The organism is Streptococcus sp. cx1 (assembly GCF_052384325.1).
Classification (GTDB): domain Bacteria; phylum Bacillota; class Bacilli; order Lactobacillales; family Streptococcaceae; genus Streptococcus; species Streptococcus salivarius_G.
On sequence record NZ_JBQSUN010000001.1, the window covers coordinates 439,494 to 459,865 of the forward strand.

21 protein-coding genes are annotated in these 20,372 nt (G+C 41.3%); all 21 read left to right on the top strand.

What is annotated here, in order from left to right; translation table 11 throughout:
- Window positions 1–82: 82 nt before the first annotated feature.
- The 21 genes from ACT170_RS02130 (at window position 83) to hisD (ending at window position 20,371) form a co-directional block, all read left to right on the top strand.
- Window positions 83–769 carry a tRNA (adenine(22)-N(1))-methyltransferase gene (locus tag ACT170_RS02130; protein ID WP_444817977.1) on the top strand — a complete coding sequence of 229 codons (687 nt, stop codon included), beginning with the start codon at window positions 83–85 and terminating at the stop codon, window positions 767–769.
- Window positions 759–1,547: a Nif3-like dinuclear metal center hexameric protein gene (locus ACT170_RS02135; RefSeq protein WP_444817978.1), complete on the top strand. Its 789-nt coding sequence runs from the start codon at window positions 759–761 to the stop codon at window positions 1,545–1,547. Before ACT170_RS02130 ends, ACT170_RS02135 begins: the two co-directional genes overlap by 11 nt.
- Before the next feature lie 12 nt (window positions 1,548–1,559).
- Window positions 1,560–2,387: a ZIP family metal transporter gene (locus ACT170_RS02140; RefSeq protein WP_270317378.1), complete on the top strand. Its 828-nt coding sequence runs from the start codon at window positions 1,560–1,562 to the stop codon at window positions 2,385–2,387.
- A gap of 64 nt (window positions 2,388–2,451) precedes the next feature.
- On the top strand, window positions 2,452–3,540 hold the full coding sequence (locus ACT170_RS02145; protein WP_444817979.1) for an NAD(P)/FAD-dependent oxidoreductase: 1,089 nt from the start codon (window positions 2,452–2,454) through the stop codon (window positions 3,538–3,540).
- Window positions 3,541–3,725: 185 nt separating this feature from the next.
- Window positions 3,726–5,072, top strand: coding sequence for an acyl-CoA thioester hydrolase/BAAT C-terminal domain-containing protein (locus ACT170_RS02150; RefSeq protein ID WP_371481881.1), 1,347 nt, complete (start codon window positions 3,726–3,728; stop codon window positions 5,070–5,072).
- Window positions 5,073–5,285: 213 nt separating this feature from the next.
- On the top strand, window positions 5,286–6,155 hold the full coding sequence (gene rfbA, locus ACT170_RS02155; protein ID WP_002883992.1) for a glucose-1-phosphate thymidylyltransferase RfbA: 870 nt from the start codon (window positions 5,286–5,288) through the stop codon (window positions 6,153–6,155).
- A complete protein-coding gene (locus tag ACT170_RS02160) occupies window positions 6,155–6,748 on the top strand; it encodes a dTDP-4-dehydrorhamnose 3,5-epimerase family protein (protein WP_014633275.1) in 594 nt (197 codons plus the stop codon). The genes rfbA and ACT170_RS02160 overlap by 1 nt, the downstream gene beginning before the upstream one ends.
- 202 nt (window positions 6,749–6,950) lie before the next feature.
- Complete coding sequence (gene rfbB / locus ACT170_RS02165; RefSeq protein ID WP_002884100.1) at window positions 6,951–7,997, top strand: dTDP-glucose 4,6-dehydratase; 1,047 nt, start codon at window positions 6,951–6,953, stop codon at window positions 7,995–7,997.
- A gap of 64 nt (window positions 7,998–8,061) precedes the next feature.
- A complete protein-coding gene (locus ACT170_RS02170) occupies window positions 8,062–9,177 on the top strand; it encodes a hypothetical protein (RefSeq protein ID WP_410532877.1) in 1,116 nt (371 codons plus the stop codon).
- Window positions 9,178–9,385: 208 nt separating this feature from the next.
- Window positions 9,386–10,126, top strand: a complete 741-nt coding sequence (locus ACT170_RS02175) for a hypothetical protein (protein ID WP_410532879.1) — start codon at window positions 9,386–9,388, stop codon at window positions 10,124–10,126.
- Between the two features lie 95 nt (window positions 10,127–10,221).
- Window positions 10,222–11,358: a radical SAM family heme chaperone HemW gene (hemW, locus tag ACT170_RS02180; RefSeq protein ID WP_410532881.1), complete on the top strand. Its 1,137-nt coding sequence runs from the start codon at window positions 10,222–10,224 to the stop codon at window positions 11,356–11,358.
- Entirely contained in the window at window positions 11,359–12,102 is a 744-nt protein-coding gene (locus ACT170_RS02185) for an acyl-ACP thioesterase domain-containing protein (RefSeq protein WP_410532883.1), read from the top strand.
- A 1-nt stretch (window position 12,103) separates the two neighbouring features.
- Complete coding sequence (locus tag ACT170_RS02190) at window positions 12,104–12,877, top strand: TIGR01457 family HAD-type hydrolase (RefSeq protein ID WP_410532885.1); 774 nt, start codon at window positions 12,104–12,106, stop codon at window positions 12,875–12,877.
- On the top strand, window positions 12,867–13,511 hold the full coding sequence (locus tag ACT170_RS02195) for a TIGR01906 family membrane protein (protein ID WP_410532887.1): 645 nt from the start codon (window positions 12,867–12,869) through the stop codon (window positions 13,509–13,511). Before ACT170_RS02190 ends, ACT170_RS02195 begins: the two co-directional genes overlap by 11 nt.
- 8 nt (window positions 13,512–13,519) lie before the next feature.
- Complete coding sequence (locus tag ACT170_RS02200; RefSeq protein ID WP_195413691.1) at window positions 13,520–14,254, top strand: PHP domain-containing protein; 735 nt, start codon at window positions 13,520–13,522, stop codon at window positions 14,252–14,254.
- A 160-nt stretch (window positions 14,255–14,414) separates the two neighbouring features.
- The gene (locus ACT170_RS02205) at window positions 14,415–15,338 is read left to right on the top strand and encodes a phosphodiester glycosidase family protein (RefSeq protein WP_195413678.1); all 924 of its coding nucleotides are present in this window, start codon (window positions 14,415–14,417) and stop codon (window positions 15,336–15,338) included.
- Entirely contained in the window at window positions 15,319–15,708 is a 390-nt protein-coding gene (locus tag ACT170_RS02210) for a hypothetical protein (RefSeq protein WP_195413679.1), read from the top strand. The genes ACT170_RS02205 and ACT170_RS02210 overlap by 20 nt, the downstream gene beginning before the upstream one ends.
- 710 nt (window positions 15,709–16,418) lie before the next feature.
- Window positions 16,419–17,471, top strand: a complete 1,053-nt coding sequence (hisC, locus tag ACT170_RS02215) for a histidinol-phosphate transaminase (RefSeq protein WP_048790761.1) — start codon at window positions 16,419–16,421, stop codon at window positions 17,469–17,471.
- Window positions 17,468–18,448, top strand: a complete 981-nt coding sequence (locus tag ACT170_RS02220; RefSeq protein WP_060971466.1) for an ATP phosphoribosyltransferase regulatory subunit — start codon at window positions 17,468–17,470, stop codon at window positions 18,446–18,448. The genes hisC and ACT170_RS02220 overlap by 4 nt, the downstream gene beginning before the upstream one ends.
- Window positions 18,441–19,091: an ATP phosphoribosyltransferase gene (hisG, locus tag ACT170_RS02225; protein ID WP_002883998.1), complete on the top strand. Its 651-nt coding sequence runs from the start codon at window positions 18,441–18,443 to the stop codon at window positions 19,089–19,091. The genes ACT170_RS02220 and hisG overlap by 8 nt, the downstream gene beginning before the upstream one ends.
- Complete coding sequence (gene hisD / locus ACT170_RS02230) at window positions 19,088–20,371, top strand: histidinol dehydrogenase (protein ID WP_225998814.1); 1,284 nt, start codon at window positions 19,088–19,090, stop codon at window positions 20,369–20,371. The genes hisG and hisD overlap by 4 nt, the downstream gene beginning before the upstream one ends.
- Window position 20,372: the final 1 nt, after the last annotated feature.

Sequence of the window (20,372 nt, forward strand, 5' to 3'; positions counted from 1 at the left end):
TTAGGAAATGTGTTAAAAGCATTTCTTACCAACCTCCTTTTTTGATATAATTGAAGAGACTTAAAAAATAGAAAGATGAAATATGTACGTACAATTATCTCAACGCCTCAAGGACGTAGCAACCTATGTTCCCAAAGGCGCAAAACTCTTGGATGTAGGCAGTGATCATGCCTATCTTCCGATTTATTTACTTGAAAAAGGCCTGATTACTTCAGCTATTGCTGGAGAAGTGGTAAAAGGCCCTTATGAGTCTGCTCTTACAAATGTCTCAGCTTCTGGTTTCCAAGATAAAATCGAGGTGCGCTTGGCTAATGGCTTGGCTGCCTTTGAGTCTGCTGATGACGTAACCACTATCACGATTTGTGGTATGGGAGGACGTCTTATTGCTGATATCCTAGATGCTGGAAAGGACAAACTTAAGGGCGTAGACCGTCTGATTTTACAACCAAATAATCGTGAAGATGATCTCCGTATCTGGTTGATGGAAAATGGTTTTGAGATTATTGCAGAGTCTATCATGACTGAAAATGGCAAATACTACGAAATCATGGTGGCAGAAGCTGGACACATGAACCTTTCGGACAAGGAAGTGCGTTTTGGTCCTCATCTCATGAAAGACCAATCTCAGGTTTTCCAGCTAAAATGGCAACGTGAAATCAATAAATTAGAGATTGCTTTAGGATCCATTCCACTGACCAATCAGGCTGATCGTACAGCTATTGAAGATAAAATTCAAACCATTAAGGAGGTTTTGGACCATGTTAGCTAGTGAACTTATTAAGACTTATGAAGAATTTTGTCCACAGGAGCTTTCTATGGAAGGTGATGTGGTTGGCTTGCAGATCGGCAGTCTGGATATGGAGATTCAGAGGGTTATGGTCACCTTGGATGTTCGTGAGAATACGGTAGCCGAAGCCATTGAAAAAAATGTGGACCTCATTATTGCTAAACATGCTCCAATTTTTCGTCCAGTTAAGGATTTGGTGTCTTCGCCTGACCGAGATATTTTACTTGACCTGGTTAAGCATGATATTGCAGTCTATGTGAGTCATACTAATATTGATGTCGTTAATGATGGGCTTAATGATTGGTTCTGTGACTTACTTGATATTAAAGACACCACTTATTTAACGCAGACTTCTGAAAATTATGGAATCGGTCGAGTAGGTGATATCGTGCCTCAGACTATTGAAGAACTTGCTCTTAAAGTCAAGTCTGTTTTTGGCTTAGATAGTGTTCGCTTGGTTCGTTATAATCATGACAATCCTCTAGTTAGCCGTGTGGCTATTTGTGGGGGTAGTGGTCAAGGATTTTACAAGGATGCTTTGAAAAAGGGCGCACAAGTCTTTATCACTGGTGATGTTTACTACCATACAGGGCAAGAAATGATTACTAATGGTCTCTTGGCTATTGACCCTGGGCACCATATTGAAGCCCTCTTTATCTCAAAGATTGCTGAAAAACTTGAGGCTTGGAAACGTGAGCATGATTGGAATGTGACCATACTTGAGAGTCAGTCCTCAACTAATCCTTTTGACCATTTGTAGGAGGATGTGTCTTTGACTTGGCTTTTACATCAAAATGTGGTCTTTTTGGCCTTACTTGCTGGTCTTTTTACTTGGGGTTGTACCATTGTCGGCTCGGCCATTGTTTTCTTCTTTAAGAATATTAGTCGTAAATTATTAGATATCATGATGGGCTTTGCGGCTGGTGTCATGATTGCGGCCTCTTTTTGGTCACTTTTGGATCCCTCTTTAACCTATGCGACTCAAAATGGCTATGGGAAGTGGTCATGGTTCCCTGCGGCAGCTGGTTTCTTGCTTGGTGGTGTTGCCCTTCGTTTGATTGATGCCGTCGTTCCTCATTTGCATTTGGGAAATGACATCTCAAAAGCAGAAGGGATTCAACCTCGTAAGAAAAAGTTGTCCAAGACTGCCCTGCTCTTTTTGGCTATCACGATTCATAATTTTCCAGAGGGATTAGCAGTTGGTGTTACCTTTGGTGCCCTAGCTGGTGGGAATATGACACTTGCTGGTCTTATGGGAGCTATTGGCCTAGCTATCGGTATTGGTTTGCAGAATGTCCCTGAAGGTGCAGCCCTCTCGATTCCCATTCGAGCAGATGGAAAATCTCGTATCAAGGCCTTTTATTGGGGCTCGATGTCAGCTATCGTGGAGCCTATAGGAGCTGTTATGGGAGCTGCTCTAGTCTTGTGGATGATGGTGATTATTCCTTATGCTTTGGCTTTTGCGGCTGGTGCCATGATCTTTGTGGTAACGGAGGAATTGATTCCTGAATCACAAACCAATGGTAATACTGACGTCGCAACCTTGGGGCTCATGGTTGGCTTTGTCGTCATGATGGTCATGGATGTGGCCTTAGGTTAAAAATACTAAAGAGCTGTGCCTATTGATATAGGACTCAGCTCTTTTAAAATAGATGGAGTAAAAAATGAAAATTGCAATTGTTGGTGCAGGTATCGTCGGTTCAACGGCTGCCTACTACTTATCAAAAGAAAAAGACGTAGAGGTTACAGTATTTGATCATGGTCTTGGGCAAGCAACCAAGGCGGCAGCAGGGATTATCAGCCCCTGGTTTTCCAAGCGTCGTAATAAAGCCTGGTATCGAATGGCCCGTTTGGGAGCCGATTTTTACCAAGATTTAGTTTCAGATCTTGAAAATGATGGTTATGACACGAGCTTCTATGATCAGTCTGGTGTAGCCCTTCTCAAGAAAGATGATAGTAAGTTGGACGGTTTGTATCAGCATGCAGAAACTAGGCTAGAAGAATCACCCATTATTGGTGAACTTTCTATAAAAAATGCTTCCGACCTCCCTGAATTTACTGGATTTGACCGTTATATTTATGCTTCTGGAGGAGCTAGAGTGGAGGGGGCAGAATTAACAGCTACTTTGATTGCGGCCTCTGGTTTTGAAAAGGTAGAGGGTCTAGTCACACTATCTCCTCTTGACAATGGCACCTACGAGATTAATGGGCAAACTTTCGATAAGGTCATTCTTGCTTGTGGTGCCTGGCTAGGTCAAACACTCGAACCCCTTGGTTTCGAAGTAGACGTCCGCCCCCAAAAGGGGCAATTGCGCGACTATTTCTTTGAGGGTGTGGATACTGGTAGATTACCTGTTCTAATGCCAGAGGGCGAATTGGATGTCATTCCTTTTGCTGGTGGAAAGATTTCGGTAGGTGCCAGCCATGAAAATGACCAAGGCTTTGATTTGACAGTTGATGAGACTGTACTTGCAAGTCTGGAGGAAGAGGCTAAGACCTATTTCCCTGATTTAAGTACGGCTAAGTCCTTCTCAGAACGTGTGGGAACTAGAGCCTACACGAGTGATTTCTCTCCTTTCTTTGGAGAAGTTCCAGAGCTTGAGAGTGTCTTTGTTGCTTCTGGTTTAGGATCTTCAGGGCTCACAACAGGGCCACTGATTGGAAAAAATCTGGTTGATTTGGCCATGAACCGACCTGGTAGTTTGGACAGTGCAGACTATCCAGTGGCTCAGTACGTTAAGAAAAAAGACTAATAGTATTAAAGCCCTCCAATATATTGAAATTTATGAATCAGTTAGCTATTTCTCCTTATTGAGGGATGCTAGCTGATTCTTTTTATTAGAGTTTCTTTGTACCTATTTCTTATTTAATTAGAAAATGATAAAATAGTAACTGTTCATCGATTGTAGGTGAATACTAATAAAAAAGGGGAGGGACTATGTTCCAAAAAGTTAAAGTTTATGTGACAGTCATTGTTACTTTGATAGCCATCAGTTTAGGCCTGTCTGTCAAAGCAGGGGCAGCAGATGACTTGGCTGTAACAAAGACAAGTATTGTTCTAGAAAGTTATGAGTTTGGACCGGCTGTAACCAAAGTCATTTTTGAATTTAATCAGAAGGTCACGCCAGAGGTTGTCCACAGCTCAACTCAGGTTACAACAGCAGGGGTCAGTCGTCAGGTAACGAACTCTTATGTGTCCGATGATCAGGGGCATGTGGTCTATTATGATAACAGCAAGTACGTGACGCTTGAATTGAGCCTACCTTCTTATAATCGCTACAACATGGGTGGAAATGCTGAACCTATGTATTTTAACCTTTCTACTTGGACTAACCAATGGCTGGAAAGTTATATGGTATCGATGAAAGATTTGTCAGTAGTGGCAGAAGGTAGTAGTCAGTCGCAAATGGTGTCTTCTGAGCAAGATGCCATCAATAATCGTTTGATGCCAACAACGGAGGTTTTCGATGAGCGAGGGCAGGTAGGTAACATGCAGTATGCGGCTTATAGTGCCCAAACCGGTACAGGAAATAGCACCAAACCTTTGATAGTCTGGCTACACGGCATTGGTGAAAGAGGGACAGATATGAATATTCCCCTTCTTTCAAATGACGTCTATGCGCTTACCCAGTCTGATATTCAAGGCCATTTCTTAACAACTGGTGATCAGGCGCGTGGGGTTAATGTTCTAGCTGTTCAAACGCAGACACCTTGGGGGTCGGATAATGCAGCACAACTCAAAGAGACCATTGATACATACCTAGCTAATCACCCAGAGGTAGATAAGGGACGAATTTATCTTGCAGGGGTTTCCAATGGTGGTGGTATGGTCTTGACCATGGGAGCAACCTATCCAGATTATTTTGCAGCTCTCATTCCAATTGCTGCTCCCTTAACTGTTGACCAATCTGGGATTGATAAACTGAAGGACCAGCCTATGTGGTTGATTCACACGAAAGCAGACGCAACAGTTCAACCAGAAAATAGTGTCTTGCCTCTATACAAGAGTTTGATTACCTCTGGAGCTTCTAACAAATGGTTTTCATACTTTGAAACAGCTACCGGGACTGATCTTCCTGGTACAGAGTATGATGGGCATTGGGCTTGGATTTACTTCTTCCATGACCAGGTGATTGGCGTTCAGCATCCTGAAAATACGAAAAATTGGGATGGTTATAGTGGTATGGTAGCCACTGACCCAACCTATGGCGGTGGCTCTCGAGCTAGTGTCAATGGGCAAACCTATAACAGTATCTTTGACTGGATGAGTGCACAAAGGCACTGAAGAAGATGATGATTACGCTTTCTAAGGAAAGTGCTACAAGAGGTTATCTTCAATCTAAAAGGGTTTCAATCGAAATCCTTTTTTCATTGGATTAAGAAAATGGACACTTGTGATTTTCTTAATGAAAGCTTAAGAACATAGGGTTTACCGTGACAAGAGGGCTGAAAAATGCTAAAATATAGGTAATATATTAGAGAAAAAAGGAGCCTTCTTATGAAAGGTATTATTCTTGCAGGCGGTTCAGGGACGCGTTTGTATCCATTGACTCGTGCTGCATCAAAACAACTGATGCCGATTTACGATAAACCAATGATTTATTACCCACTATCAACGCTTATGTTGGCTGGTATTAAGGAAATCCTCATCATCTCAACACCACAGGACCTTCCACGTTTTGAAGAGCTCCTTGGTGATGGTTCTGAGTTCGGTATTTCCCTTTCTTACGCAGTACAACCAAGTCCAGATGGATTGGCTCAAGCCTTTATCATTGGTGAAGACTTCATTGGTGACGATAGTGTTGCCCTTGTCCTCGGGGACAACATTTTCCATGGCAATGGTCTTTCTGCCATGCTTCAACGTGCTGAAGCTAAGGAAAAAGGCGCTACAGTCTTTGGTTATCAAGTTAAGGACCCAGAACGTTTTGGAGTTGTTGAGTTTGACGACAATATGAATGCCATCTCAATTGAGGAAAAACCTGAGCATCCAAAATCAAACTTTGCTGTAACTGGTCTTTATTTCTATGACAATGATGTTGTGGAAATTGCCAAAAACATCAAGCCAAGCCCTCGTGGCGAACTTGAAATCACGGATGTTAACAAGGCTTACTTAGAACGTGGAGATCTCTCTGTTGAGCTTATGGGACGTGGCTTTGCTTGGTTGGATACAGGCACTCACGAAAGTCTCTTGCAAGCTGCTCAGTACATCGAAACAGTTCAACGTTTGCAAAATGTCCAAGTAGCTAACCTTGAAGAGATTGCCTATCGCATGGGTTATATCACTAAAGAACAGGTTCTTGAATTGGCACAACCACTTAAGAAAAACGAATACGGACAATATTTGCTCCGTTTGATTGGAGAAGCATAATGACTGAACAATTTTTTGGTAAAGAACTAGCTGCCCGCAAGATTGATGCTATCCCAGGTCTGCTTGAATTTGATATTCCTGTTCATGGAGATAACCGTGGATGGTTCAAGGAAAACTTCCAAAAGGAAAAGATGTTGCCACTTGGTTTTCCAGAGTCATTCTTTGCAGAAGGAAAATTGCAAAATAACGTTTCTTTCTCACGTAAAAATGTTTTGCGTGGCTTGCACGCTGAGCCTTGGGATAAATACATCTCAGTAGCAGATGAAGGAAAGGTTCTTGGAACTTGGGTTGACCTCCGTGAAGGCGAAACGTTTGGGAATACTTACCAAACTGTTATTGATGCCTCAAAAGGAATCTTTGTTCCTCGTGGTGTTGCCAATGGTTTCCAAGTTTTGTCTGACAAAGTGTCATATAGCTACCTCGTAAACGATTACTGGGCACTTGAACTTAAACCTAAATATGCCTTTGTCAACTACGCTGACCCAAGCCTTGATATTAAGTGGGAAAACTTGGAAGAAGCAGAAGTCTCAGAAGCAGATAAAAATCACCCATTGCTCAAAGACGTTAAACCACTAAGAGCAGAAGATTTGTAAGAATAAACCTTGCACAGTATTTTTGCGACTGCAAGGAGCCTGGTAGTATCGTTCCTGCCCTAGTGATAACAAGATTGCCGTAGGGAATCTTGTAGGGAAATCCGGAGACTTCGGCTTCGGATTTAGCCATGAAACCGAAGGGTTGCTGGCGTCCCTCACTAGCGAAAGGAACGATAAAAAAACTAAAATTTTTGGAGAAAAAATGACTGAATACAAAAACATCATCGTAACTGGTGGCGCAGGTTTCATCGGTTCAAACTTCGTACACTATGTCTACAACAACCATCCAGACGTACATGTGACTGTCCTTGACAAACTCACTTACGCTGGTAACCGTGCTAACATTGAAGAAATCCTTGGTGACCGTGTTGAATTGGTTGTTGGTGATATTGCTGATGCTGAATTGGTTGATAAATTGGCTGCTAAGGCTGATGCTATCGTTCACTATGCGGCTGAAAGCCACAACGATAATTCATTGAACGACCCATCACCATTTATCCACACAAACTTCATTGGTACTTACACACTCTTGGAAGCTGCTCGTAAATACGATATTCGTTTCCACCACGTGTCAACAGATGAAGTTTATGGTGATCTTCCATTGCGTGAAGATCTTCCTGGACACGGTGAAGGTCCTGGTGAAAAATTCACAGCAGAAACAAAATACAACCCATCATCACCATACTCATCAACTAAGGCTGCTTCAGACCTTATCGTTAAAGCATGGGTGCGTTCATTTGGTGTTAAGGCAACTATTTCAAACTGCTCAAACAACTATGGACCATACCAACACATCGAAAAATTCATCCCACGTCAAATCACCAACATCTTGTCAGGGATTAAACCAAAACTTTATGGTGAAGGTAAAAATGTCCGTGACTGGATTCACACTAACGACCACTCAACTGGTGTTTGGGCTATCCTAACTAAAGGTCGTATCGGTGAAACTTACTTGATTGGTGCTGATGGTGAGAAGAACAACAAGGAAGTGCTTGAGCTCATCCTTGAAAAAATGGGTCAACCAAAAGACGCTTACGACCGTGTGACAGACCGTGCTGGTCACGATTTGCGTTACGCTATTGACTCAACAAAATTGCGTGAAGAATTGGGTTGGGAACCACAATTCACAAACTTTGAATCAGGTTTGGAAGAAACAATCAAGTGGTACACAGATCACCAAGACTGGTGGAAAGCTGAAAAAGAAGCTGTCGAAGCCAACTACGCTAAGACACAAGAAGTGCTTAAATAATTGGGAAATCTATCACTTCCAAGCTAGTGATAGATTTTTCTATTAAGAAATATTAGGAGAGATGATGAATAGAAAAGAATGGATTGAATATTTTGAAGCGATTAATAATCGTAAGCCCACTATTCAGGAGTGTCAGCAGGCCCTTCTAAATGGTGAATTTGTTATGGAAGGAAAACAAGCTACTTTTTCCAACAGTGGAAAGTCTGTGACTGAAGGAGTCAGACCTTTACCGAATCAAATGACTGGTCAAATGGTCAACCCAGCTTATTCACAACAAATGGTCTTTGTTAAGAAGAAAAAGTTTGGCAAGAAGACTTTTATTGGTCTTGGGATTGCTTTATTTCTTGTTGTAGCAACAAGTCTTGGACTCTTTTTGTTTTCTTCCAAAGGAACAAACTTGGGAGGTTTGTGGGTAACTAATGATAATGTTGGTTTGGTTTATGATTTAAGTGGGAAGAAGTCAAAACTTGTTGCAGGCTATAGGGAAGAAGAAATCAAAGAAATCTCTATTGGTAATAAAGTTAGACAGGAGTTTGAAGCACGTTTAGAAGATGTCAGTAATTCAAAACTAAAAACGATTGCTGATTTTGACAAGAAATATCAATTACAGACCAAAGAGATAATACTGGTTAAGACGAAATGGGAATGGTTTGGATACTATAATCTGATTCAGAAAGATGGGACAAACTTAGTTCTAGATTTATTCTTATCAGACCTCTACTACGGATCAAGAAGTACCAAAGATTTAAAAAAGAAATGTCTTTTTCATAAGGCAGAGGTTCCAAAAGCCTTTGTTGGAAAATGGAAGACATATGATGATGAAAATGAATCAGAAGGAGAATTGACTATCTCTGAAAATGGTGTTATGACTACAGATTCTGATGATATAGATATCTTAAATGTTAAGCCTTTAGATATCTTAATTGCTAAGCCTTTAAAAGAATATCTGGCGGATCAATCAGGCAGCGCAGATAATGATAAGGTGCAAAAAGAGTTTGCTAAAATACAGAAGTCTCTTAAGTCACATGGTTATCATGCTAAGAGTGTTAATGACATCTACCACGATGCGAGAAAGTCATACTATTATATCGTTGTAGATGGTGGTAAGCGCATTATTATCTTGGAGGATAGCTTCAACATTCTCTCCATAGGGGGTTATATTGAAAGAGAAGACAAATAGTAATTAGGATACCTCTAGCAGATAAGAAGTGCTTAGATCATATCCCAAAGTCTATCATTCCTCTAGGAGTGATGGACTTTTTTTACTTGTAAATACGACATTAACTTATGACAGCGATACAATAAATTACATAAATGTTACAAAAATTACATAAAATGCTTGATTTTTGTAACAAAATAGATATAATAGACATATAGAAAAGAGGTTTATGAAAATGAAAAGAAAAGTTATTAGTGTTTGTTCCCTTGTTTTGTTGTCTGTAGCTGTTTCTACAGCTCTTGTCGGATGTGGCTCTAAGTCAGAAAAAGACACTGCAGCATCATCTACAACGTCAACTTCTAAAGTAGTGAAGTCATCTGCTAAAACTAAAACATCTGAGAAGAAGTCTGCTAAAAAGGCTAAGACAGAAGCTTCAGCTTCAAAGGATTCTCAAGGTCAAGAAAAAGCGAGTGCTCCTGAAGCTAGCTCTTCAAAAAATCAAGCCTCAGCTGGAAATGATGCTCAAGCAGGGACAAATGGTAGTGCTGCTTCTGAGTCAAACAAGTCTAGTCAAGCAACAGCTGATACCCAAAGTGACGCTCCTGTCCCAGCAGCTTTGGTTGGAACTTGGACTGGTACAAGTCCTCAAGCAACAGACATTAGTTTTACAGTTGATGCCGAAGGGAACATCACTTCAAAGGCAAATTTCAATGTTGATTACGAACCCTATCGTCAAAGTTCTACAACTGCAAAAGCCGTTCAAATTTCTGGAAATCTCTATGTTTGGGAAGGTGGCGATTTTTCTACCTTGCTTCCTGGTATTACAGGACTAGGAGGAGCTGGTTTCCAAGCTAAGCCTGGCTTTATTCTTGAAAATGGAACTTACACGCCAGTTCAATTCATCTCTGACTTGGGACCAACCTTTGATTATAGCAACTATAATGCTTTCCCATTCTCATTAACAAAATAAAGTATAGAAGCTATCTGGAGAGATGGCTTCTTTTTTGGCTCAAACTCTTATCATTCGAAGTCTCATTTCTGCTTAAAAAATGGTAGAATAGTTACATGCAAACAAAACCAACGTCAGCCTATGTGCACATTCCATTTTGCACACAAATTTGTTATTATTGCGACTTTTCCAAGGTCTTTATTAAAAATCAGCCCGTTGATGACTACCTACGGGCTTTGATTCGTGAGTGGGAGCTTTTAGATATCAAGGAGCTTCGCACCCTTTATATTGGTGGTGGGACACCGACAGCTATTTCTGCGGAGCAATTGGACTACCTTTTAAGCAATCTTCAGAAAAACTTGGATTTGTCTAAGTTGGAGGAGTTTACCATTGAGGCCAATCCTGGGGATTTGACGGTTGATAAGATTGAGGTGCTCAAAAAATCAGCTGTTAATCGCGTATCTTTAGGGGTTCAGACCTTTGATGACAAGCACTTGCGTCAAATTGGTCGCAGTCACAATCAGGCACAGATTTATGAAAGTATTGATAGCTTAAAGGCTGCTGGTTTTCATAATATTTCTATTGACCTCATTTATGCACTACCTGGACAAACCATGGATCAGGTCAAGGAAAATGTGAGAAAGGCACTGGAACTGGATATTCCACATCTAAGTCTCTACAGTTTGATATTGGAACATCACACGGTTTTTATGAATAAGATGCGTCGGGGTAAGCTCAATCTGCCAACTGAGGACTTGGAAGCAGAGATGTTTGACTATATTATCCAAGAGTTGGAAAACAATGGTTTTGAGCACTACGAGATTTCAAACTTTACCAAACCTGGGATGGAGAGTCGTCACAATCTCATGTATTGGAATAATGATGAGTATTATGGTGTGGGTGCTGGAGCCTCTGGTTATGTCAATGGTGTTCGTTACCGTAATCGAGGGCCTATCCAACACTACCTAAAGGCTATAGCTGAGGATGGCCATGCTAGACTCAATGAAGAACATCTGACTAAGGCGGAGATGATGGAGGAGGAGTTCTTCCTTGGTTTACGTAAAAAGTCGGGTGTATCTATCAAACGGTTTGAAGAGAAGTTTGGATTGTCATTTGCGGATACTTATGGAGACATTGTGGCAAAACTACAGGCAGATGGTCTCTTGGTCAAGGATCCAGAGGTCGTTCGTATGACCAAACGTGGACTCTTTTTGGGAGATAGTGTCGCTGAGCAATTTATCTTGGAGGATTAGATGGGATTAAAATTTAGTATTCCTTATCAGATTCCGTTTTATGAGACGGACATCACGCATCAGGTAAAATTACCGCACTTATTGGCGTTTTCATTGCAAGTATCTGGTATGCAGTCAGAATCTCTGGGAAATACGGATAAGGACGTTTTTGATAAGTACGGTCTGGTTTGGATTGTGACAGACTATGCGATTGAGATTGACCGTCTGCCTCGCTACAATGAAAAAGTGACGATTACAACGGAAGCTATTTCCTATAATAAGATTTTCTGTTACCGTAATTTTTACATCACAGATGAAACTGGTCAGCAAATTATGCTCTTTAAGACTACTTTTGCTCTCATGGATTATGAAACGCGTAAGGTAGCAGAAGTGCCAGATGAGGTGGTAGCACCTTACGAAGCAGATAAGACTAAAAAGTTGCTTAGAGGGCCTCGTTATAAGGCTTTGGAAAATCCAATTGAGACGCTTTATCGTGTGCGTTATTTTGACCTAGATATGAATGGCCACGTTAATAATAGCAAGTACTTGGAGTGGATGTTGGATGTTTTCGATTTGGATTTTTTGACTAAGTACACACCAGCCCATATTGACCTCAAGTATGTTAAGGAAATTCATCATGGGTCAGGGATTTATTCAGGCTATGAGTTTGACCAAGAAAGTTTGAGCAGTCAACATCAGATTTGTGTTGATGGCAATATTCATGCTCAGGCCATTATCCAATGGAAAGAAATAGGAGAAGAGTAGGATGACATATAGAGGTTATTTGATTGATTTAGATGGGACTATTTACAAGGGGAAGGATCGTATTCCTGAGGGAGAAGTCTTCGTTAAGGAGTTACAGAAGCGTCGGATTCCCTATCTTTTTGTGACTAATAATAGTATGCGTACACCAGAGATGGTGCAAGAGCTTTTGCGTAATCAGTGCGAGTTGGAAACGCCTCTTGAAACGATTTATACAGCAACCTTGGCGACAGTTGACTACATGAATGATATGAAGCGTGGTAAGACTGTTTATGTTATTGGTGAGACTGGGCTTAAATCTGCTATTGCGGATGCGGGTTATACGGTAGATGAAGAAAATCCTGCTTATGTGGTAGTGGGATTGGACCGTGAAGTCACTTATGAAATGCTGGTTAAAGCAACCCTTGCTATCCATAAAGGGGCTATGTTTATTGGGACAAATCCAGATTTGAATATCCCAACAGAACGAGGTCTGCTTCCAGGTGCTGGTTCTCTCTTGGCCCTTATTGAGGCGGCTACACGTGTGAAACCAATCGTTATTGGTAAGCCTGAAGCAGTCATCATGAACAAGGCTCTTGAACTCCTTGGGACAGAACGTAACCAGACTATCGTGGTTGGCGATAATTACTTGACTGATATTACAGCTGGCATTAAAAATGACTTTCCAACACTTCTAGTGACAACTGGATTTACCCAGGCGGAAGAGGTTGCAGGTCTACCTGTCAAACCAGACCATGTACTTGCTAGTCTAGCGGAGTGGGATTTTGATGCGAACTAAGATTGAAGCAGTGTTGACTCCCATTTGGCTCCTGGCCTTGGCTGTTTTGGTAACGATTTACCTAGCATGGGGCTTCTATTATTTTGATATTGACTGGATGCATCTGTTGAACTATGTCATTATCGGCAAGATAGAGCTTTGGCACAATTTCAATGTTCTTATGCAGTATCTGACCTTTCCTTGGGTGGGTCGTCTGGCCATGGCTGATTTTCCGTCGTCAGAGAGTGGTCTTAAGCATTTTCATGATGTCAAATGGCTCTTTCACTTGGTACAGGGGCTTCTTATCCTACTGGCTTATCCAGCTGTGACCTTTCTTTGGCGAAATGTGAAGAAGGGGACCTTTGGTCTTTATCGTAGACTTTATATGAGTCTAGCTGTTTTGCCAATTCTTATAGGGACTATAGGACTATTTCTTGGTTTTGATGAGTTTTTCACGCTCTTTCATGAGGCGCTTTTTCCTGGGGATAGCAGTTGGCTCTTTAATCCAATGTTGGACCCGATTATTAATGTTTTGCCAGAAGAGTATTTCCTTCAATGTTTTGTGATTTTCTTTATTATTTATGAGGGCATCATGGTGGGGTTGACCTGGCTAGCCCATAAACAGGTGAGAAGCTATTTAAAGAATAAGGAGTAATGATGACGATTCGTGATAACCATTTGCATACCCATCATTCCTATGATTCGGATGCGGATTTTACTGATTATTTGACACATTTTGATGGCGAGATTGTAACGACGGAGCATTATGATCTCTCTAATCCTTACACGAAACAGGACGATGTGCCAGAGTACGAGGCCTATAGTCATGAGATCGAAAATCTCAACCTCAAGTATGGCAATCGTATTAAACGAGGCATCGAGATTGGTTATTACCAGCCTAGAGAAAGTGATATTTTAGACTTTTTGGATGGGAAGGACTATGATCTCAAACTGCTCTCTGTTCACCATAATGGGGTCAATGATTATCTTGATGATGAGGTAGCTGATATGGATAAGGCCAGTATCATTCAAGAATATCTGGACAAGTTGGAGTATGCTATTGGTCGTGTGGACGCAGATGTCCTGGCTCACTTTGACTATGGTTTTCGCCTGTTTGAGGTGACTGTTGATGAGCTAAAAGCCTATGAGAATCAGCTTAAACGTATTTTTAAGAAAATGATTGCTAATGATTTGGCTTTTGAGCTGAATTCAAAGAGCATGTACCTTTATCACCATGAAGACCTCTATCGTTATGCCTTAGGTCTGGTCAAGGATATGGGATGTTGCAAGTATTCTATTGGTTCTGATGGGCATAAGTTAGAGCATTTCCGTCTGAACTTTGATAAGATTCAGGATCTCTTGAGAGAATTTGACATTACAGAGGATATGATTATATAGAGCAGACAGCTTCAGTTGAGGCTGTCTTTTCTTAAGGAAAACTTAAAGAAAAGGCGTGGTTATGGGATTTATAGAAGACTTTAAGCTTTCCTTGTTATGCTAATTTCAAGTAAAAGGAACTTACGGTTTCGATCTTATCTTTTAAAATTGGAGGTCTTCTATGAAATTCTTAAAAAGGCATGCTTATGCCTTACTCTTCACCCTTTTTCTGATGGGGGCAAATGTCTATTCCCTTTTAAAGGTCTTTGTCATTCCCTCGGCAGTCTCAACGGTTTCAGCTAATACGACTAGCCCAAGCACAGCTTCGTCGACAGCATCTACCAGCACTGGTAAGGTCACTAAGACGGATACGACTTATAAAGATGACAATATGGAAATTGAAATCACGACGGGTAAAACCAGTGATACCACTTACTATGTTGCTGATATCAAACTTTCAAGTGCGGACTACCTTAAAACGGCATTGGCACAAAACACCTATGGTACCAATATTACTGACACCACTTCAAGTATTGCCCAACAAAATAATGCTATTTTTGCCATCAATGGTGACTATTATGGGGCTAACCAGTCAGGCTATGTGATTAAAAATGGCCAAGTCTATCGTGATACGGATCGAAACAGTGACTATGAGGATCTAGCGGTTTACTCAGACGGTAGCTTCAAGACCTTTAAGGAGAGCGATACAACGGCTCAAAAACTGGTCGATTCAGGTGTGGTTAATACCTTTGCCTTTGGTCCAACCTTGGTTGAAAATGGTAAGGTAGCTGTCTCAGAAAATGAGGAGGTCGGTCAAGCCATGGCTGACAATCCACGTACAGCCATCGGAGTTATCGAAGAAAGTGATGGTAGTGTGCACTATATTGTCATTGTCTCGGATGGTCGTACCAGTGAGTCGTCAGGGTTGACTCTGTATGAAATGGCAGAATTGATGAAATCTTATGGCGTGACGACAGCCTATAACCTTGACGGTGGTGGCTCATCAACCATGTATTTCAATGGTCAAGTCATTAATAAGCCAACCACAAACGGAAACAAAATCTCAGAAAGGGCGGTGAGCGATATTGTTTACATCGGTTACTAAAAAATCAGCCAGCAAGCACTTTTTCACCTACATTGGTTTAACTATTTTTAGCTTGGTCTTTACCTTTGTCTATGAACGCTTTTCTTATGGTGAATCATCCATGTTTATGCGCATGATGTTCTTTGCACCATTGGTTGGAGCAATTATCTATCTACTTACGGGACTGGGAATGTCTTGGGTGAGAAATCGTGCTTCGAAACTCTTATTAAATTCAGCAATCGCAGTTGTAGCAAGTGCCTGTCTGGTTAAGGGAATTGTTGAAGTGTCAGGCCGCACGACTAGCGTGGATATGCCCTATTGGTATGTCGCTGCAGGACTACTTTGCTTGAGCTTGATAATTGGTTTTATCAGGCCTAGAAAACTAGCTTAAAAATAAGAGCTTGGAGTACTGCTCCAGGCTTTTTGTCTTGCCTTGAAAATTTATTTAGGATAAATATACAACTTATAAATGAAGTTATTATTTTGACTCACGAAATGGGCTGAAGAGATTTTCATAAAAAATAAGGGAGTTTGATTTCTGTGATAGGAATATAGATAAAAGGAGACCTTTCGTAGTGATGGAAGCGTCTGAAACTGCATGGATTACTGAAATCATCCACGGAATAATATCACCTCAAATTTGTAACCAATTAGGAAAGTTTTAAAAACAGTCGTTTTCAGCTATTAAATATACAATTATATTTTATTTTTTATAAAAATATGCAAAAAAGGCTTGCATTGTTTTGAATTTTCATGTAGAATAATTTCAAATCTAAATCGTTGATAGAAAAAGTTAGATCGTTTCACAGAGAGTGCGGGAAGCTGAGAACGCATGAGATCAAAGACGACACATTCTTGAGAGCGTATGCGAACTCTGAATGACAGTAGTGTACGACGGGTGGTTCCGTTAGAGACCAGGAGTTACAAGAGATACCTTGTGACTTCATGAGGAAGAGGGGGCGACTCCTGTTCGAATTAAGGTGGAACCACGTGCCAACGTCCTTGCAAAAGTTATTTTTGCGAGGGCGTTTTTTGATACATTGCTTTTTGAAGTTGTAGCTTGAAGTGCGCATGGTCAGAGTTAAAGAGAAAGGATAAACTATGGAAATCAAAGGATTACGAAAGATTGAACCCTATGTAGCGGGCAGTCAGCCCACTGAGAAAAATATCATTAAGTTGAATACTAATGAAAATGCCTATGGACCAAGTCCAGCAGTCCATCAAGCTTTAGCATCCTTTGATGCCCATCAGTTACGTAAGTACTCGACTTTGGATCAAGCGGCTTTGCGTCAGGCTTTGTCTGATCAGTTGGGTGTGCCTGCCAATCAATTAATTATCGGAAATGGCTCAGACGATATCCTGTCAATGGCTTTTCTAGCTTTCTTTAACAGTGAGGAAGAAATCATATTTCCTGATTTGACTTATGGCTTTTACAAGGTATGGGCAGATTTGTACCGAATCCCTTTTCGAGAAGTGCCTTTGAGTTCTTCATTTGAGATTGATACTCAAGATTATCTGGTCGAAAATGGTGGGATTGTCCTTACTAATCCGAACGCTCCAACAGGAATTTATAAACCTTTAGATCAAATTGAGGAGATTGTAAAGGCCAACCAGTCTGTCGTCGTGATTATTGACGAAGCCTATATTAACTTTGGTGGGGAGACAGCCTTACCACTCCTAGAAAAGTATGATAATGTGTTTATCACTAGGACTTTTTCTAAGGATGCCTCTCTTGCTGGTTTGCGTGTCGGATACGGCATAGGAAGTCCAAAACTAATGGCTGTGATTAATGCTGTTAAGAATTCTGTTAATCCCTATAATGTGGATAGCATTTCTGAAGCCTTGGGGACTGCAGCGGTTAAGTCTTGGAACTACTATGTGGACACTTGCGCAAAGATTATAGCAACACGTGACTGGTTTAGCCAAGAATTACAGGCGATTGGTTTTGATGTCCTTCCTTCAAAAACTAATTTTATTTTGGTGAAACCATACGGAGTGACTGCAGGCCAATTGTTTGACTACCTCCAAAGTAAGAAAATTTATGTCCGTTATTTTCCAAAAGTGGAGCGTATTTCAGACAGACTACGCATCTCGATTGGAACTCAGGATGAGATGGAGCGCGTACTAATGACAATACAGGAGTTACAAGCATGAAAAAAACGACATTAGCCTTAGGAATGCACGATAAACTTTTCAAACGTGCCCGTACCATGTATCAGATTGAGCATCGTATCTGTGACTTGTTGATGACAAAGGGTTTCCTTCGAATTGAGACACCAACCTTGGAGCATTTCGAAGTCTTTAGCGATCTTGTGGACAATGGTAACTACAATTTCTTTGATAAAAATGGAGATCTTGTTAGTTTACGTCCTGATATTACCAGCCAAATTGGACGCGTGATTGCTTCGACACAAGTTCATACACCGATTAAATTTTCTTATTCTGGAAAAGTCTTTAACTACAATGAGGAGATGCGTGGCCTCTCAAATGAGCATACGCAGGCTGGTATTGAAATTATAGGATTTCCCGTTCACCAGGCCATGGAAGAAGCTGTGATCTCTGCTAAAGAGGCTCTGGATGCTGCCGGTGTCAAAAATTACAAGTTTGAGTTTTCACATGCTCGCCTCTTGCAACTCATTTTTGAAGAATTAGACCTTCCAGCTGTAAAAGAAGCAGAGTTAGCGGCCTATATCCGTGATAAGTCAATCACAGGGCTCAAGGAATTCACCAAAGAAAATCCAAGTCAATATGACAAGGTCTTGGAGCAGTTGCCTTTCCTCTTTGGTGAGACAAAGGCTGTTTTGACCAAGGCTAGACAGTTGACAGACAGTGAAGCCTTTTTGACGGCCTTGGATAGTTTGGAAGTCTTAACCAATCGCCTAGCAGATAGTCTCCCAGAGACGACGCTTGATTTGGCTCAATTGCCAGCAGTGCCTTACTACACAGGCATGATGTTTAAGGTCTTTGGTGATAAGGTGCCAGATGCCTTTGTATCAGGTGGCCGCTACGATAAACTATTTGAACGCTTTGGTGCTACCGAGTTAACAGCTGTTGGTTGGGCGATTGATGTCGATTCGGTCTATCAAGCAGTGCATGATGATGTGGAATTTGGAGGTGACTTGGATGACTAGCAATCAAATCACAATTGCCTTGACCAAGGGACGTATTGAGAAAGATACGGTTAAATTACTAGAGAAAGCTGGCTTTGACATGTCTTTCATGGCTGATAAGGGCCGTAATTTGATTTTCGAAAGTCCTGACAAACGTTTCCGTTTTCTATTGGTCAAGGCTCCAGATGTGACCACCTATGTCCGACATGGTGTCGCAGATATTGGGATTGTCGGGAAGGATGTTTTGGTTGAACATCCGACAGGCTATTTGGAAATGTTAGACCTTAATTTTGGCCTTTGTAAATTCTCCGTAGCATCAACAGAAGACTATAACCCTGATGACCATAAGCGTAAACGTATTGCTACCAAGTATCCAACTATTGCGACGGACTATTTTAATCAAAAAGGTGAGGATGTCGAGATTATTTCGATTCAAGGGAGCGTTGAGATTGCCCCTGTCATTGGTCTAGCAGATGCCATTGTCGATATTGTGGAAACAGGGAATACCCTTGTTGCTAATGGCTTAAAAGTTTATGAAGATATTTGCAGGATTTCAGCACGAATGATTGTTAATAAGGCTTCTTTGAAAAATAACAAGGAAGTTCTACCATTCATTTGTAAGATTGAATCACTTGTAGGGAACGAGGAGGTACCGTTCGAATGAAACGATTAACTGGAACAAATAAAGAAATTGCGGAGCTTCTTTATCAGGAGCAATTGGAACTGTCAAAAGAAAATAGAGACGTTGAAAGCACTGTTCAGGCTATCATTGAGGACGTCAAAAAACGTGGAGACGAGGCCCTTCGTGACTATTCAGCTAAATTTGATAAGGTTGACTTGACTGATTTTGAAGTTGGACAGGACCTGATTGATCAAGCCTTTAAAGAGATTGATCCAGAGGTTTACCAAGCCCTAGTTAATGCTAAAGAAAACATTGAATCTTATCACAAACATCAGTTGGAGACTGGTTTTGAGGACCAACCAAGTGAGGGTGTTATTCGTGGTCAATTGATTCGTCCTATCAATCGTGTGGGTGTTTATGTGCCTGGAGGAACTGCGGCTTATCCGTCATCAGTTCTTATGAATGTTATTCCTGCTAAAATTGCTGGGGTTAAAGAGATTATTATGATTACGCCGCCTCAAGAACACTTTGTTCCTGCGATTCTGGTAGCTGCAAAATTGGCTGGTGTGGATAGCATTTACCAAGTTGGCGGGGCTCAAGGGGTTGCGGCCTTAGCCTTTGGTACAGAAACGATTCCAAAGGTGGACAAGATTACAGGTCCTGGTAATATTTTCGTGGCGACTGCCAAGAAACAAGTTTACGGTATTGTCGGTATTGATATGATTGCAGGACCATCAGAAATTGGTGTCATTGCTGATAGTAGTGCCAATCCAACATATGTGGCAGCTGACCTCTTGTCTCAAGCAGAGCACGACACACGTGCACGCGCCATTTTGGTCACAGATTCTGAAGCCTTGGCTGATGCGGTTGAAAGTGAGATTGAACGTCAACTCAAGCTTTTGCCACGTGAGGCGATTGCTCGTCCATCTGTCGAAAATAACGGCCGTATTATTATTGCTAATGATACAGATGCCATGTTCGAACTCATGAACTTGGTTGCGCCAGAACATTTGGAAATTGCTATGGACAATGCTTATGATTACTTGGAAAAAGTGGACAATGCTGGTTCCGTCTTTCTTGGTCACTTTACTAGCGAACCAATTGGTGACTACTATGCAGGTGCCAACCACGTTCTTCCAACGACAGCAACCAGTCGCTTTTCATCAGCTTTAGGCGTGCACGATTTTGTCAAACGTATCCAATATACGCAATACGATAAGGCAGCAGTCAATAAAGCTCAGCACGATATCACAACCTTGGCTTATGCGGAAGGTTTGCAGGCCCACGCCAAGGCAATTGAAGTCAGAAACGACAATAATTGAG

Bases quoted from the DNA above. Each gene is read 5' to 3' on its own strand.
- ACT170_RS02135 (WP_444817978.1), top strand. From the start codon at position 759: ATGTTAGCTAGTGAACTTATTAAGACTTATGAAGAATTTTGTCCACAG.
- ACT170_RS02185 (WP_410532883.1), top strand. From the start codon at position 11,359: ATGGGATTAAAATTTAGTATTCCTTATCAGATTCCGTTTTATGAGACG.
- ACT170_RS02195 (WP_410532887.1), top strand. From the start codon at position 12,867: ATGCGAACTAAGATTGAAGCAGTGTTGACTCCCATTTGGCTCCTGGCC.
- ACT170_RS02130 (WP_444817977.1), top strand. From the start codon at position 83: ATGTACGTACAATTATCTCAACGCCTCAAGGACGTAGCAACCTATGTT.
- ACT170_RS02220 (WP_060971466.1), top strand. From the start codon at position 17,468: ATGAAAAAAACGACATTAGCCTTAGGAATGCACGATAAACTTTTCAAA.
- hisG (WP_002883998.1), top strand. From the start codon at position 18,441: ATGACTAGCAATCAAATCACAATTGCCTTGACCAAGGGACGTATTGAG.
- hemW (WP_410532881.1), top strand. From the start codon at position 10,222: ATGCAAACAAAACCAACGTCAGCCTATGTGCACATTCCATTTTGCACA.
- ACT170_RS02175 (WP_410532879.1), top strand. From the start codon at position 9,386: ATGAAAATGAAAAGAAAAGTTATTAGTGTTTGTTCCCTTGTTTTGTTG.
- rfbB (WP_002884100.1), top strand. From the start codon at position 6,951: ATGACTGAATACAAAAACATCATCGTAACTGGTGGCGCAGGTTTCATC.
- hisD (WP_225998814.1), top strand. From the start codon at position 19,088: ATGAAACGATTAACTGGAACAAATAAAGAAATTGCGGAGCTTCTTTAT.
- hisC (WP_048790761.1), top strand. From the start codon at position 16,419: ATGGAAATCAAAGGATTACGAAAGATTGAACCCTATGTAGCGGGCAGT.
- ACT170_RS02205 (WP_195413678.1), top strand. From the start codon at position 14,415: ATGAAATTCTTAAAAAGGCATGCTTATGCCTTACTCTTCACCCTTTTT.
- rfbA (WP_002883992.1), top strand. From the start codon at position 5,286: ATGAAAGGTATTATTCTTGCAGGCGGTTCAGGGACGCGTTTGTATCCA.
- ACT170_RS02160 (WP_014633275.1), top strand. From the start codon at position 6,155: ATGACTGAACAATTTTTTGGTAAAGAACTAGCTGCCCGCAAGATTGAT.
- ACT170_RS02150 (WP_371481881.1), top strand. From the start codon at position 3,726: ATGTTCCAAAAAGTTAAAGTTTATGTGACAGTCATTGTTACTTTGATA.
- ACT170_RS02145 (WP_444817979.1), top strand. From the start codon at position 2,452: ATGAAAATTGCAATTGTTGGTGCAGGTATCGTCGGTTCAACGGCTGCC.
- ACT170_RS02170 (WP_410532877.1), top strand. From the start codon at position 8,062: ATGAATAGAAAAGAATGGATTGAATATTTTGAAGCGATTAATAATCGT.
- ACT170_RS02190 (WP_410532885.1), top strand. From the start codon at position 12,104: ATGACATATAGAGGTTATTTGATTGATTTAGATGGGACTATTTACAAG.